Here is a 12,807-nt window from a genome sequence, read left to right as displayed (position 1 = left end):
CCGGATTGCCATGACACGCAAGACCGCAATCGTGACGGTACTGATCACCGTGGTGGCGCTCGCCGTCACCGGCGCCTACCTGCTACGTCCGGGCCCCACCGCACCGCTGCGCTTCACCGCCCAGTTCGACAACGCCATCGGCCTCTACGTCGGGAACGACGTGTCGGTGCTGGGCATGCCCGTCGGGCGGGTGACCTCGATCGACAACCGGGGAAACCACGTCGACATCGGCATCGAGGTCGATCCCGGCACCAGCATCCCGGTGGACGTGTCGGCCGTCACCGTCGGAACCTCGATCCTCACCGACCGGCACATCGAACTCACACCCGCCTACTCCGGCGGCCAGCTCCTGGCCGAAGAAGCTGTTCTGGGACCGCAATCGACCAGAACTCCAGTCGAATTCGACCGGGTCCTGAAGATGGTGGACAAGCTCGGTGGTGCGATGGGTGGCGACGGCAAGGGCGGCGGGCCGTTGACCGACCTGATGTCGGCCACCTCCGCGATCACCTCCACCAGCGGACCCGAGATCAAGAACGCCCTCGCCGGGATGTCGGATGCACTGCGCACCGGCGCCGACGGCGGCGCCGCGACCAAGCAGAACCTCGAAGCCATCGTCACCAACCTCAGCAAGCTCACCGACTCCGCGGCACGCAACGAGGGACAGGTCCGTGAATTCGGCACGTACGTCCGCCAACTCACCGACCTGCTGGCGGCCGAGAACGTCGGTCGCGGCGACACCGGCCGACGACTCAACGGTCTGCTCAACGAGCTGAACGAACTCCTGGGCAACAACGGCGACAACCTGAGGAACAGCATCGCCAGCAGCGCCAGGCTCAGTCGGGCCCTCGTGGACTACCGCCGAGAACTCGCCGAGGTGTTCGACGTGGCACCGTTGGCGATCGACAACGCGGCCGCTGCCATCGACATGCAGAACGGAATGCTGCGCGTCGGTGCCCATTTCGACAACGTGTTCTTCGACAGCTCGATGACCAAGGAAGTCTGCAACATCCTGGGTCTCCGCCAACTGGGCTGCCGCACCGGATCCATCACGGATCTGGGCCCCGACTTCGGGATGACCACCATGCTCGAAGCGATGACCAAGCTGGAGGATCGATGAAGCCTGCCCTCCAGATCGGCCTCGCCACCACCCTGGTGGCCGCTGCGACGGTCGGATGTTCCGCCGGAGTGGAGCAACTGCCTCTCCCCGCCCCCGGCCTCAGCGGCCCGACCTATCAGATCGACGCGGAATTCTCCAACGCGCTCAATCTCCCCGATCGCGCGAAGGTACGTGTCGGTGGCGCCGACGTCGGCGAGGTGGTCGGCATGAGCGCCAAGGACTACACCGCCGTGGTCCAGATGCGCATTCTGGACGGAATACATCTTCCCAAGGGAACCACGGCCGAATTGCGTTCGGCCACACCACTGGGCGACGTGTTCGTCGCTCTCACGCCGCCCGCACCAGAGTCAACCGTCACGGCGCTCCTGACGGACGGGGACCGGATCGGCCAGCAGTCCACCACCGCCGCCGCGACCGTCGAACAGGTGCTGGCCACCACGTCGCTGATAGTGAACGGCGGCGTGATCCGGAACCTGACGCGAGTGCTCAACGGTGTCGGCGGGGCGCTCGGTAAGGACGGCGAGGGGCTCACCAGCCTGATCCACGAGTCCCGTGCACTGGTCTCAACGATGGCAGACCGCTCCGAGGAGATCCGGAGCATGCTGGATCAGACCGCCAAGCTGGCCGACGAACTCAACGCCCGTCGCGACACCATCAACGAGGTCCTGGACACTGCCACGCCGGCACTGTTGACCCTGGCGGACAACACCTCCGCGATCGTGGACCTGGCCAACGAGATCGGTGCGGTGACCGCGCAGTTGCAGAAGTTCCCGGCCATCCAGGGCACCGACGCCCGCAGCTGGATCCACGACCTGAACACCCTGTCGGCCGCCTTCAACGATGCCTCCACCGACCCCCGGGTGACGATGGCCAACTTCCTACGGTTTCTTCCTGCCGCGCTGAAGTTGTTCGGCAGCAACGCGGCCGCCGCCGATGTCGACCTTCAGCAGATCGCGATCGGCCACATGCCGGACATGAACCACTACGCCGACCCGGGATTCACCGGCCCCAAGATGGCCAACTGGGACAACATGGTCGGCTCGATCCGCTTCGTCTTGACCCAGCTCGGCGACCGGGTGTGGGGCCCCGGCCGCGGACAGATCTGGGGGCCGCCGAAATGAGCCTGCGCACCGCACTGAACCCCCTGTCGGCCTTGGCCATTCGCTGCGTTCAGTTCATCTCCGCGCGAAAGCTGGTGCTGTCGGTCGTCGGTCAGCTGCTCCTCGTGGTGGTAGGGGTCGCGTACCTGACATTCGGCGCCCTGCGGGTGAACCCGTTCGATCGCCAGATCACCGTCAAGGTGGACCTGGCCGAATCCGGCGGACTGCTCGCCGGCCAGGATGTCACCGTCCGGGGGATCCCGATCGGCCGGGTCAAGTCGGTGGACGTGACGGGCAACGGGGTGGTCGCCACAGCGACGATCGACCACAGTGCCCGTATTCCTGTGCTCGACACCGGTGTCCGGGTTTCGGGGCTATCCCCCGCCGGAGAGCAGTATCTGGACTTCGCCCCGCAACGCACCGATGGCCCGTTCCTGTCCGACGGAACGGTGATCGACCGCAGCCAGACCGAGACCCCGGTCCCGCTGTGGCGTCTGCTGACCAATGTCGACGGCGTCCTCGCCCAGGCCGACGCCGATCAGATCCGATCGGTCATCGACGAACTCGGCGTCAGCGAACAGGGGCCGGAGAAACTGCGTGAACTGTTCAACGGTGCCCAGGTGTTGCTCAACACCCTCGACGGTGTGCTTCCGCAGACCATGACGTTGCTACGCAGCAGCCGCACGGTGTTCACGATCATCGACGATTCCTCGGGCGGCCTGGATGCCATCTCGCACAACCTGGCCGGAACCTTCGACGGCATCGGCGAAAAAGACGCAGGCATAAGGACGTTGCTCGACAGGACCCCGGACCTGCTGAAGACCGTGGATTCCGTGATCGAGAACAACTCCCCCACCATGGTGCAGTTACTCGGCGACCTGACAACGGTGGCGCAGTTGTCCCAGGTTCGGGTTCCCGCGCTGGACCGGATGTTCAACGACGAGCGACCACCGCTGCTCGACGGCATCCGCTCACTGATGCACGACGGGGCGATCTGGGCGATCGCCGATATCTATCCCCGGCCGGTATGCGACTACCCGCACCCGCGGGACGTGCCGTTCATCCCGAACTATCCCGAACCGTACCTGTACACCTACTGCCAGAACCAGGACCCCAATCTCCTGGTCCGTGGCGCCCGCAACGCCCCACGCCCGCCCGGCGACGACACCGCCACCCCTCCGCCCGGCCTGGACCCACTGCGCCGCGCCGACCCGACACCGATAACCGAACACAGCATCCAATTGCCCTATGGCGGACCGGCTCTCCCCCCGGAGTCTCAGCCACATCGCCAGGGTGGGCAGTGGTAGGAGAGAGGAGCATCATGAGCACGGAACTGGCTGAACGCGTCGACAGCGAGGACACCGACGAGCCCGATGACACCGAGACGCCGGGCTCTGCCGCGGAGGAGCCGGAGCCCGTCGTCAACCACAGCACGTGGCGACGACGTCTGATTGCCGCCGCGATCGCTGTGCTGGTGCTGGCGCTCGGCGGTGTCGGCGGATTCTTCGGCTGGCAATACGTCGGCGAGCGACAGATCGCGAATGCCGGTGCCGCAGCGTTGAATACCGCGAACTCCTACGCGGTGACGCTGACTTCGGTGGATACCGGCAATCTGGATGCGAACTTCGCGGCGGTACTCGACGGGTCCACCGGCGAATTCCACGACATGTACGCCAAATCCAGCAGCGAACTGCGCACGTTGCTGATTGACCACAAAGCGACCGGCCATGGTGTGGTCGTGAACTCTGCGGTCAAGTCGGCCACCGCCGACGAGGTGGTGGTGCTGCTGTTCGTCGACCAGACGGTGACCAACACCGAGGTTCCGGACCCGCGGGTTGATCGCAGCCGCATGGTCATGACCATGCAGAACATCGACGGCCGCTGGAAGGCCGCCAAGGTGGAACTCCCATGACCGCGCCCCAGGAGGCAACCGTGACCACTGCCGGCATCAAACCCGGTCCGATCGCCGCACTGCGCGACGAGTGGCTGATCCATTCCATGATCAAGCGCGTCGGCGACCTGCCCGAGACGGTGTTCCTGCCGATGTTGCGGATCGTCGCCGACAACCGACCGGCGGTCGAAAGAAGTTGGGCCACAATGGTGGAGCGGCGTAAACGTCGACGTGGACTGTTCGCGAGCCCTCAGCACTCCTGGCGGCGCCAGTACGGCCAGTTCGTCGCTGAGCTCGAGTGGGTGACCGCCGAGCTGCTACGAGACCTGCCGTTCGAAGCAGTGGAGGAGCTGGTCTCCGACGCCGTCGCGCGCAGGCTGCGGCATTGGCTTCGGTTCCTGCTGCCGATGTTCCACGCAGTCAAGGTCGTACCGAAAGCCTGGTACGCACCGGTGATGGACATGGGCGTCGGCCTGTCCACCTTCCTGGTGGGGCCGATCCACCGCACCGGCGAGGAACCGGACGGGACGCTGGTCTACGAGATCCCGGAATGCGCAATGCATGTCGTTGTCGGGACCAACACCGCTCAGCAGAACTCCTGCCAGATGGGCTGTAAGGCCGCCTGCGAAAAGGTCTTTCATCCCGGTGGGCCCATGCCGCTCGAATTCGATCCCCATCTCCCGGGCCTGGGCTGCACCCTGCGCGTCCGCACTGCCCACTGACCCGACACGAAGGAATCCCGACATGACCAGCGTCGACAACGACCCCATCCAGACCTATGCCCCGCTGTACGAGGAGTACGACTACACGATCGACGACGTCACAGGCGAGTTGCCCGCCGCCCTCCGAGGGACGTTGTATCGCAACGGTCCCGGCAAGATGGAGGCCGGCGGAGCGCCGCTCGGCCACATCTTCGACGGCGACGGAATGCTGACCATGTATTCGATGTCCGACGGTGTGGTCCACTTCCGCAACCGGTTCATCCAGACCAAGCACTATCAACGTTCGATCATTTCCGACGGAGCGCCGTTTCGCGCCTTGGGCACCATGCGCGACGGTGGCCTGCTTGCCAACGCTCTGCGGTTTCCCGCCAATGTCGCCAACACCGCCGTCGTCATGAACGCCGGAAAACTCCTCGCCCTGTGGGAAGGTGGCCGGCCCACCGAACTCGATCCCGACACCCTGCGGACCAAAGGTGAGTACGACTACGACGGTGAGCTCAAGTGGCTGGGCGCGTTCTCGGCACATCCCAAGTGGGACTGGGATACCGGCGAGATGTACAACTTCGGGATGGCCATGGCGCCGGTCCCGAAGCTGATCTGCTACCGGGTCGACCGCAGCGGCAAGATGCGCAAACTCGGTCACGTCCGCCTGCCCGGACCCATGTTCAATCACGACATGGGCCTGACCAAGCGGTACCTGGTCTTCGTGATCCCGCCGCTCGTATTCCCGCTCAAGAAGTTCTTCGGCGCGGCTTTCGGTTTGCTCAACTACATCGACGCCATCGAATACGACGCCTCACTGGGCACCACGATCGCCTTGGTGCCCCGCGACGGCGGCAAGCCGCGGATCTTCCACACCGACCCGATGCTGCATCTGCATTTCGCCAACGCCTACGACGACGACAACGGCGACGTCGTGGTGGACGTGCTGAATTACCACGCCACGTGGGAACAACTCAATGGCCAGCTCGCCGGCGTCGAGACCCTGATGGAAACCTCCACGATGCCCTTCGGTGGCCTACCCACCCGGGTCCGAATCCCCCGATCGGGACACGTCACGATCGACGAGTTCTCCGGAGTCCACGGTGAATTCCCGATGATCAACGTGCTCAACATGGCCAAGCCGAATCGCTACTTTTATATGTCGGCGGCCACCGACGGCAACTTGTTCCCGAACGCACTGTCCAAGATCGACAACAAAACCGGCAAGGAGACCATCTTCAAGTTCCCCGACGGCCACCTGCCGCACGAGGCGATCTTCGCCGCCAGGCCCGACGCGATCGAGGAGGACGACGGCTGGCTGATCGAACCGGTGCTGGACGGAATCAACAACACTGCCAACCTGTCGGTGTTCGACGCCAAGGACATCGAAGCGGGACCCGTATACGTCGGCCGGTTGCGACACCATCTGCCGCTGAGCTTCCACGGCTGCTACACCCCACGAATCGCCCAGCCGCATTCACCGTCGGTTACTCGGTGATCACCTGGAACTCCGGGGCGATCAGGTCCCGGAGTTCCGCCCACCCGACGGTGATCACCGGCAACCCGCGGCCGAACTGCCAGTCCGGGAAATGCAGTTCGATGCCCGCGTCGGTGGGGATCCAATACCGGAAGTTGTCGTCGACCGGGGCCACCTCGCTGCCGAACTGCCACACACCCGGGCGACTGGGCGGCGCGTAGACCGTCGGGAGGATCCGCTTCGTCTGGTCGGACAGCCGCGAAAGGCCCGCCTTTTTATCCGTGAAAAGATTGTCCCAATCGATCATAATTCCGCTACGACAGTCGAAAACTCGAGTCGCCACGGCATGGAACGGCATATTAGGCTGATCGGTATTGTATTCGCCCGTGAAGAGCGCAGAAATTGTCACCGGCCGTTTGACGACATGCCCATCGATATTCAGTGTCCACGAATTCGTCTTCGTCGCGCTCGGCTCGTAAGTCGCCACCTGACCACGCGCCTCGGCATCGATCACCCGATTGATCTCGTCGGCGATCGCACCATCGCCACCACCGATCCGCTCGTAACGAACACTCCAGCCGCCCAACCGATCTGGACTCTCTCCGGCAATGGTGTCGACGACAGGTACGTACGGAGCGCATGGAGATTCCGACGCGGCCCTACCGACACCCGCTCCGGTTGCCACCATGCCCACGCCGACTGTGACGACGCAAAGAATTCTCGCCAGCATTTCAACCCCCGCGCGCGCATCGGTTTTTCCATTTCCGGTTGCCGCCGATTATGCCACGCCATAATTGACCTGCCGGAGCGAATTGTTGGCGTTCCACATAATTCCCGAGATCCCGGATTTTACCCAACCAACTGGTTGGTGTAGTCTCTCGCCATGCGGACAGGAATCTTTCTGAGTTACGCCGGCGGCTTCAAGGAAGCCGCCGACCAGGTCGTCGAACTGGAGAAGGTGGGCGTCGACATCGCCCTGGTCGCCGAGGCGTACTCCTACGACGCGATCAGCCAGCTCGGGTACCTGGCCGCCAAGACCTCCACCATGGAGCTCGGCACCGGCGTGGTGCCGATCTACACCCGCACGCCGGCTCTGATGGCCATGACCGCGGCCGGTGTCGACTATGTATCCGACGGCCGGTTCCGCCTGGGTATCGGCACCTCCGGGCCGCAGGTGATGGAAGGTTTCCACGGCGTACCGTTCGACGCGCCGCTCGGCCGAACCCGCGAGGTGGTCGAGATCTGCCGCAAGGTGTGGCGGCGCGAAAACCTCGACTACGACGGCAAGTACTACCAGCTGCCGCTGCCCGCCGACCGTGGCACCGGGCTGGGTAAGTCGCTGCACCTGATCAATCACCCTGTGCGTGAGCGCATTCCGATCACCATCGCGGCGCTGGGACCCAAGAACGTCGAGCTGACCGCCGAGATCGCCGAGGGCTGGCAGCCGGTGTTCTACCTGCCCGAGAAGGCCGACGACGTGTGGGGCGACGCGCTGCGGGCCGGGACCGCCAAGCGCGATCCAGAGCTGGGACCGCTGGACGTCATGGTCAGCGCCAGCCTGGCCATCGGCGATGATGTCGACGACCGGCTGGCCTGGGCGAAACCCCAACTGGCGCTGTACATCGGCGGCATGGGCGCACGCGGACAGAACTTCTACCACAAGCTGGCCACCCGGTACGGCTACGGCGAGGTCGCCGACACCATCCAGGACCTGTTCCTGGCCGGCAAGAAAGCCGAGGCCATCGCTGCCGTCCCCGACGACCTGGTGCGCAACGTGTCACTGGTCGGGCCGAAGGGATTCGTCAAAGAGCGCCTCGCCGCCTACGCCGAAGCCGGGGTGACCACGATGCTGGTGCATCCGATGGCCACCGACACCGCAGAGACCATGAAGTTCTGCGAGGAGCTCGTCTCCCTCACCGGCTAGGCCAATACAGCCGCTCCGCGACTTCGGCACGACATGGGCATCATCGGCCATTGCTCGAGACGAGGTCGAGGCAGCTGCCGGTCATGGGGCTGACTGCGCGGTGGCGCGGGCAGCGATGTTGTCCTCGATCTCCTGTGCCCACGCATGCTGGGCGCTCGTGGTGTCGATCTCGCACTCGAACCGGTCGACCATGTCGGCCGCGACATCGTCGGCGTCGACGTAGAACTGTTCGTACCAACGGCGCAGCTGATACACCGGCCCGTCCTCCTCGCACAACAACGGGTTGTCGATGCGGGCCTTGGTTTTCCAGATCGCCACATCCTGCTCGAAGCCGATCTTCACCCAGTCACCCAGTGCGATGGCGTTCTGCATCGCCAGCTCCCCGGACAGGCCCGCGACCTTCTTGACGATGATGCCGTATTGCAGGACAAACGAATTCGCGTCGATCGGATAGTGGCAGTTGATCAGCACGCTGTAATGGTCGGTGTCGGGATAGTGGTAGGTCAGGTCATCGATCATGAAGGCCGGCCCGTAGTACGACGCCACCGAGGTGGTGCCGAGCATCGTCGAGCCGCCGACATCGTCGCGGTCGGCGCGGGTGTCGGCGTTCATGTATTGGGTCGCGATGTGGCCGTCGAAGATGTTCTTGAAGTACGTGGGCATCGATCCGTGCACGTAAAAGAAGTGCGCCATGTCCACCACGTTGTCCACCAACTCTCGGCAGTTGGCGTTGACGACCGTTGTGTACCAATGCCAGTCGGTCCACTCGCCGCTGGTGGCACCTTCGATGCGGGGAATCGTCACATCGGTGGGCGGGGGCTTGCCCTCGGGATCGTTCCAGACGAACAGCATCCCGTCCTGCTCAAGGGTCGGCCAGGTGGCGGTCCGGGCCAGGCGTGGGGCGCGCTTGCCGTACGGCACGGTCTTGCAGCGTCCGTCGCCACCCCAGCGCCAGTCATGGAAGGGGCAGGCGATCTCATTTCCCTTGACCTGGCCTTGGGACAGATCACCGCCCATATGTCGGCAGTACCCGTCCAGGACGTTGATCTTGCCGTCCCCGCTGCGGAATACGACAAGCTTCTGGCCGAAGACGTTGATCGCGTGCGGTTCCCCGTCACCGAGGTCGCGAGTCAACCCAAGGCAGTGCCAGCCACGAGCAAAACGCGGCGGTGGCGGGTCGGCTGCGATCTCCCGTACCTCGCACTCGGATTCCATTTCCATCAAAGACCCCTCCGAAAGCTCGCGACGACTGTGGTTCACATCACATCCAGGTCTAACACTCAGGCGCTGCTCCTGTGCCCGAAGTCCCACTGGCAGGGATCGAAATCCGGTTCAGCGCGAAGCTAGCCGCCGACCTGCGGAAGCTCATCCGCGGCGATCTCACACGGCGTACCACCCATGGGTGCAGCAAGCGGTGCGGCAGCGGGCACCGCCGGCGGCGGGGTGAGGGCCTCGGGCACCTCCGTCGCCTCGGGCGGTGGATCCGGCTGCGATTCGGTCACTTCCACAGGCGGATCCTCCAGCCCGACAGGTTCGCCGTCGGCGGCCGCGTCGATCTCGTCCTCGTCGGTGCCGTCCTCGTCGGTGCCGTTCTCGGCCTCATCGTGTTCGTCATCGTCTGGCACCGGATCGACGTCCTCGTCCGACAGGTCACCGATATCCCCGGGCAGATCATCGGCCGACGACCCGATCAGCCCGCCCAGCAGATCGGCCAGTTGCGGCCCGGTACCGGCCAAGCCGGAACCGATGTCAGGTAAGCCACCCAGACCGGGCAGGCCACCGCCACCGAGGCCCTGGCCCGGTCCTGCCGGTGCGGCCAAGGCGGGCGCCGCCGGCTCAACGGGTGCTGCCGCCGGGAGGATTGGCTCAGGACCCGCCGCCGCTCCGGACGCAGTCCCGGCGGGCAGCACAGTCGCGGGAACCGGGAACGATGGCACGCTCGCCGGAGCCGCGGTGGATCCCCCGATCGCACCGGCTGCCGAGGACCGGTCAGCTGCACCAGCGGCGAAGGCCGGGGCGGGGCCCGGGGATGCGCCGGTGGGAAGCCAGACCGGCCCCAGCTCCCCGGGGATGCCGAATGCCGGGTGGGCCTCGGCTCGCAGCGCAGCGACGGCCTGTGAGTACGCGTCGGCCACCGCTCGCGTCGTGCTGCGCATCGCCGTCAACCAGTCCCCGCCGATATCGTTGGCCACAAAGGGTTTTACTTGGGTGTCGATGAGCTCGCTGGCCGCCGAGCGGTCCCCCACACCGCTGCTCACGGTTCGCGCAGCCGCGAGCCAGATGCCCCGCTGACCGGCCCGACGCTGCTCGATCTGCAGCGCGGCGGAGACCTTGGCGTCGACCGCCTCCCGCAGATTGTCACGCAACCGGGCCAATGTGGCTGCAGCTCCGCGGATCCCGGCGGCGACTTGCGCCGCGGACGTCGCATGCCGGCCCAGGAAATCCGTCGACGCCCGACCCCCGGTGCCGTGCCAGGCCTGCGTCAGATTCTGAAACTGATTGTCCTGCAGCTGTAATACCTGCTCGGCCGCGGTCGCAGCGGCCGCCAGCGCGGTGCATTCGGTATCCAGCGCCCGCAGGTCCAGGCCGTCCTCGGCGGCATACCAGTCGCGTACCTGATAGCGATATCGCGTCAGATCGGGGTGATCGAAGCCCAGCAGGTGGCAGGCCCAGACGTACTCGGCGACGGTGTCGACAGCGGCCTGCCCCTCATCCAGCCGGGACGCGACGTCCAGGCTTGCCACCACGGCTCAACCCACCCTGGCCGCGGCACGCGCGTCGGCAACCGCGTACCGATCGATCGAGCCGCGCAGCACGGCCGCGATCTCGGCACTGGCCCGTGACCATTGCCGCAACCCATCCGTCACCTCGTCCACGGCGGTCCGCACGGCGTCGCCGTCGGCCGCGTGGGCGTGCCCGGCGGCGGCCCCGTCGAAAACCGGGCCACGCAACCGGTCGCGCACCAGCGAATCGAGATCGGCGGCAACGGCGTCGTATCCGGCCGCTACCGCGGACAGGCCCGCCCTGTCGAGACGGACGGCTGTTACATCTCCCATTCCCGGTTAGACGCAGCCGGGCACCATCCGGTTCCGTCAGGGCTGAATGTTCCTCGCGCGAGCGCTCGTCAGGCCGACTGGCCGCTGACCGAATCGGCCACCCGAACCGCGACCATCCGGGCCGTGTTCTCGTCGGCGGCCTCGACCATCACCCGAACCACCTGTTCGGTACCCGAGGGCCGCAACAGGATTCGGCCGGTGTCACCCAGCTCGGCCTCGGCCTGGGCCACGGCGGACTGCACCGACGGCGCCTTGGCCACCGCGGCCTTGTCGTCAACCGCCACGTTGATCAGAACCTGCGGCAAGGTCCGCATCGGCGCGGCCAACGCGGCCAACGTGGCGCGGGTCTGGGCCATCCGAGACATCAGCCGCAGCCCGGTGACGATGCCGTCTCCGGTCGTGCCGAAGCCGGGCAACACGATGTGACCGGACTGCTCGCCACCGAGCGAGAACTCACCGGCCCGCAGTTCCTCCAGGACGTAGCGGTCTCCGACGCCGGTGGTACGGACCTCGATACCGGCGGCCCGCATGGCCAGATGCAAGCCCAGATTGCTCATCACCGTGGCCACCAGCGTGTCCGAGGACAGCTCGCCGGCCTCCTGCATGGCCAGCGCCAGCACCACCATGATCGCGTCACCGTCGATGACGGCGCCCGTGGCGTCCACCGCCAGGCACCGGTCGGCATCCCCGTCGTGGGCCAGACCCAGATCGGCGCCGTGCTCGAGGACTGCGGCCTGCAGCACCTCCATGTGGGTGGATCCGCAGCCGTCGTTGATGTTGAGACCGTTGGGTTCGGCGTTGATCGCGATGACGTTGGCCCCCGCGGCCCGGTAGGCCCGGGGAGCGGCCGCCCACGCCGCGCCGTGCGCGCAATCGACTACGACGGTCAGCCCGTCAAGCCGCGTCGTCATGGCCTTGCCCGCATGCCGCAGATAGCGGTCCAGCGCGTCCTCGGCTTCGAGGACGCGGCCGATACCGGCACCCGTCGGGCGCAGCCCCGGGCCCGCCTGCACGAGGTCCTCGATGCGGTCCTCGGCGGCGTCGTCAAGCTTGTGCCCGCCGGGACCGAAGATCTTGATGCCGTTGTCCGGCATCGGATTGTGCGATGCGGAGATCATCACGCCGAAATCCGCGTCGTAGGCACTGGTCAGGTACGCCACCGCAGGCGTCGGCAAGACGCCGACCCGCAAGGCGTCGACACCCTCGCTGGTGATGCCGGCGATCACAGCGGCTTCAAGCATCTCGCCGCTGGCCCGCGGATCTCGGCCCACGACGGCCACCCGACGACCGGGACCTGTGGAATTGCCGAGACGCCGCGCAGCCGCCGAACCGAGCGCAACTGCCAGTTCGGCAGTCAGATCGCGATTGGCGACCCCGCGCACCCCATCGGTGCCGAACAGTCGACCCATGCCCTTAAACTTCTCATAATTGGCTGCCGTAAACACAACCGACGAGGTCAGCGACCATGTCGGAGCCGAATTGAAACCCCGTCGTGATGGCCGGTGACGCTCACCGGATCACCGCCCGCGGGTCGGGTG

At 65.8% G+C, this 12,807-nt stretch carries 12 protein-coding genes; 7 read left to right on the top strand and 5 right to left on the bottom strand.

All coding sequences use genetic code 11. From position 1 onward, the window contains the following. Positions 1–10 precede the first annotated feature (10 nt). The 6 genes from AC4ELS_RS22265 to AC4ELS_RS22240 are packed head-to-tail and all read left to right on the top strand — an operon-like array spanning position 11 to position 6,310. Positions 11–1,117 carry an MlaD family protein gene (locus AC4ELS_RS22265; RefSeq protein WP_448445827.1) on the top strand — a complete coding sequence of 369 codons (1,107 nt, stop codon included), beginning with the start codon at positions 11–13 and terminating at the stop codon, positions 1,115–1,117. Next, a complete protein-coding gene (locus AC4ELS_RS22260; RefSeq protein ID WP_448445829.1) occupies positions 1,114–2,238 on the top strand; it encodes an MlaD family protein in 1,125 nt (374 codons plus the stop codon). The genes AC4ELS_RS22265 and AC4ELS_RS22260 overlap by 4 nt, the downstream gene beginning before the upstream one ends. Continuing rightward, the gene (locus tag AC4ELS_RS22255) at positions 2,235–3,524 is read left to right on the top strand and encodes an MlaD family protein (RefSeq protein WP_448445831.1); all 1,290 of its coding nucleotides are present in this window, start codon (positions 2,235–2,237) and stop codon (positions 3,522–3,524) included. The genes AC4ELS_RS22260 and AC4ELS_RS22255 overlap by 4 nt, the downstream gene beginning before the upstream one ends. Positions 3,525–3,538: 14 nt before the next feature. Beyond that, on the top strand, positions 3,539–4,129 hold the full coding sequence (locus AC4ELS_RS22250) for an Rv1363c family protein (RefSeq protein ID WP_491837937.1): 591 nt from the start codon (positions 3,539–3,541) through the stop codon (positions 4,127–4,129). Further along, a complete protein-coding gene (locus AC4ELS_RS22245; RefSeq protein WP_448445835.1) occupies positions 4,126–4,830 on the top strand; it encodes a hypothetical protein in 705 nt (234 codons plus the stop codon). Before AC4ELS_RS22250 ends, AC4ELS_RS22245 begins: the two co-directional genes overlap by 4 nt. 22 nt (positions 4,831–4,852) lie before the next feature. Beyond that, positions 4,853–6,310 carry a carotenoid oxygenase family protein gene (locus tag AC4ELS_RS22240; protein WP_448445837.1) on the top strand — a complete coding sequence of 486 codons (1,458 nt, stop codon included), beginning with the start codon at positions 4,853–4,855 and terminating at the stop codon, positions 6,308–6,310. Here the strand turns inward: AC4ELS_RS22240 and AC4ELS_RS22235 are convergent. After that, entirely contained in the window at positions 6,300–7,019 is a 720-nt protein-coding gene (locus tag AC4ELS_RS22235; RefSeq protein WP_448445839.1) for a DUF3298 domain-containing protein, read from the bottom strand. The two genes, AC4ELS_RS22240 and AC4ELS_RS22235, sit on opposite strands and share 11 nt — an antisense overlap. Before the next feature lie 153 nt (positions 7,020–7,172). Here AC4ELS_RS22235 and AC4ELS_RS22230 point away from each other — a divergent pair, with 153 nt between their 5' ends. Next, positions 7,173–8,213, top strand: coding sequence for an LLM class F420-dependent oxidoreductase (locus AC4ELS_RS22230; RefSeq protein ID WP_448445841.1), 1,041 nt, complete (start codon positions 7,173–7,175; stop codon positions 8,211–8,213). Between the two features lie 81 nt (positions 8,214–8,294). On the opposite strand, the gene AC4ELS_RS22225 is transcribed toward AC4ELS_RS22230, so the two are convergent. The 4 genes from AC4ELS_RS22225 to glmM form a co-directional block, all read right to left on the bottom strand. Then, positions 8,295–9,434, bottom strand: coding sequence for a 3-ketosteroid-9-alpha-monooxygenase, oxygenase component (locus AC4ELS_RS22225; protein WP_448445843.1), 1,140 nt, complete (start codon positions 9,432–9,434; stop codon positions 8,295–8,297). A 122-nt stretch (positions 9,435–9,556) separates the two neighbouring features. After that, entirely contained in the window at positions 9,557–10,960 is a 1,404-nt protein-coding gene (locus AC4ELS_RS22220) for a hypothetical protein (RefSeq protein ID WP_448445846.1), read from the bottom strand. A 3-nt stretch (positions 10,961–10,963) separates the two neighbouring features. Continuing rightward, complete coding sequence (locus AC4ELS_RS22215; RefSeq protein ID WP_064888038.1) at positions 10,964–11,269, bottom strand: type VII secretion target; 306 nt, start codon at positions 11,267–11,269, stop codon at positions 10,964–10,966. 68 nt (positions 11,270–11,337) lie between these two features. Further along, positions 11,338–12,678 carry a phosphoglucosamine mutase gene (glmM, locus tag AC4ELS_RS22210; RefSeq protein WP_064888036.1) on the bottom strand — a complete coding sequence of 447 codons (1,341 nt, stop codon included), beginning with the start codon at positions 12,676–12,678 and terminating at the stop codon, positions 11,338–11,340. Positions 12,679–12,807 lie beyond the last annotated feature (129 nt).

Source organism: Mycobacterium shunyiense (assembly GCF_058270035.1).
The sequence above is the reverse complement of the archived record's forward strand: the minus strand, read 5'-3'. Positions and strand labels throughout refer to the sequence as shown.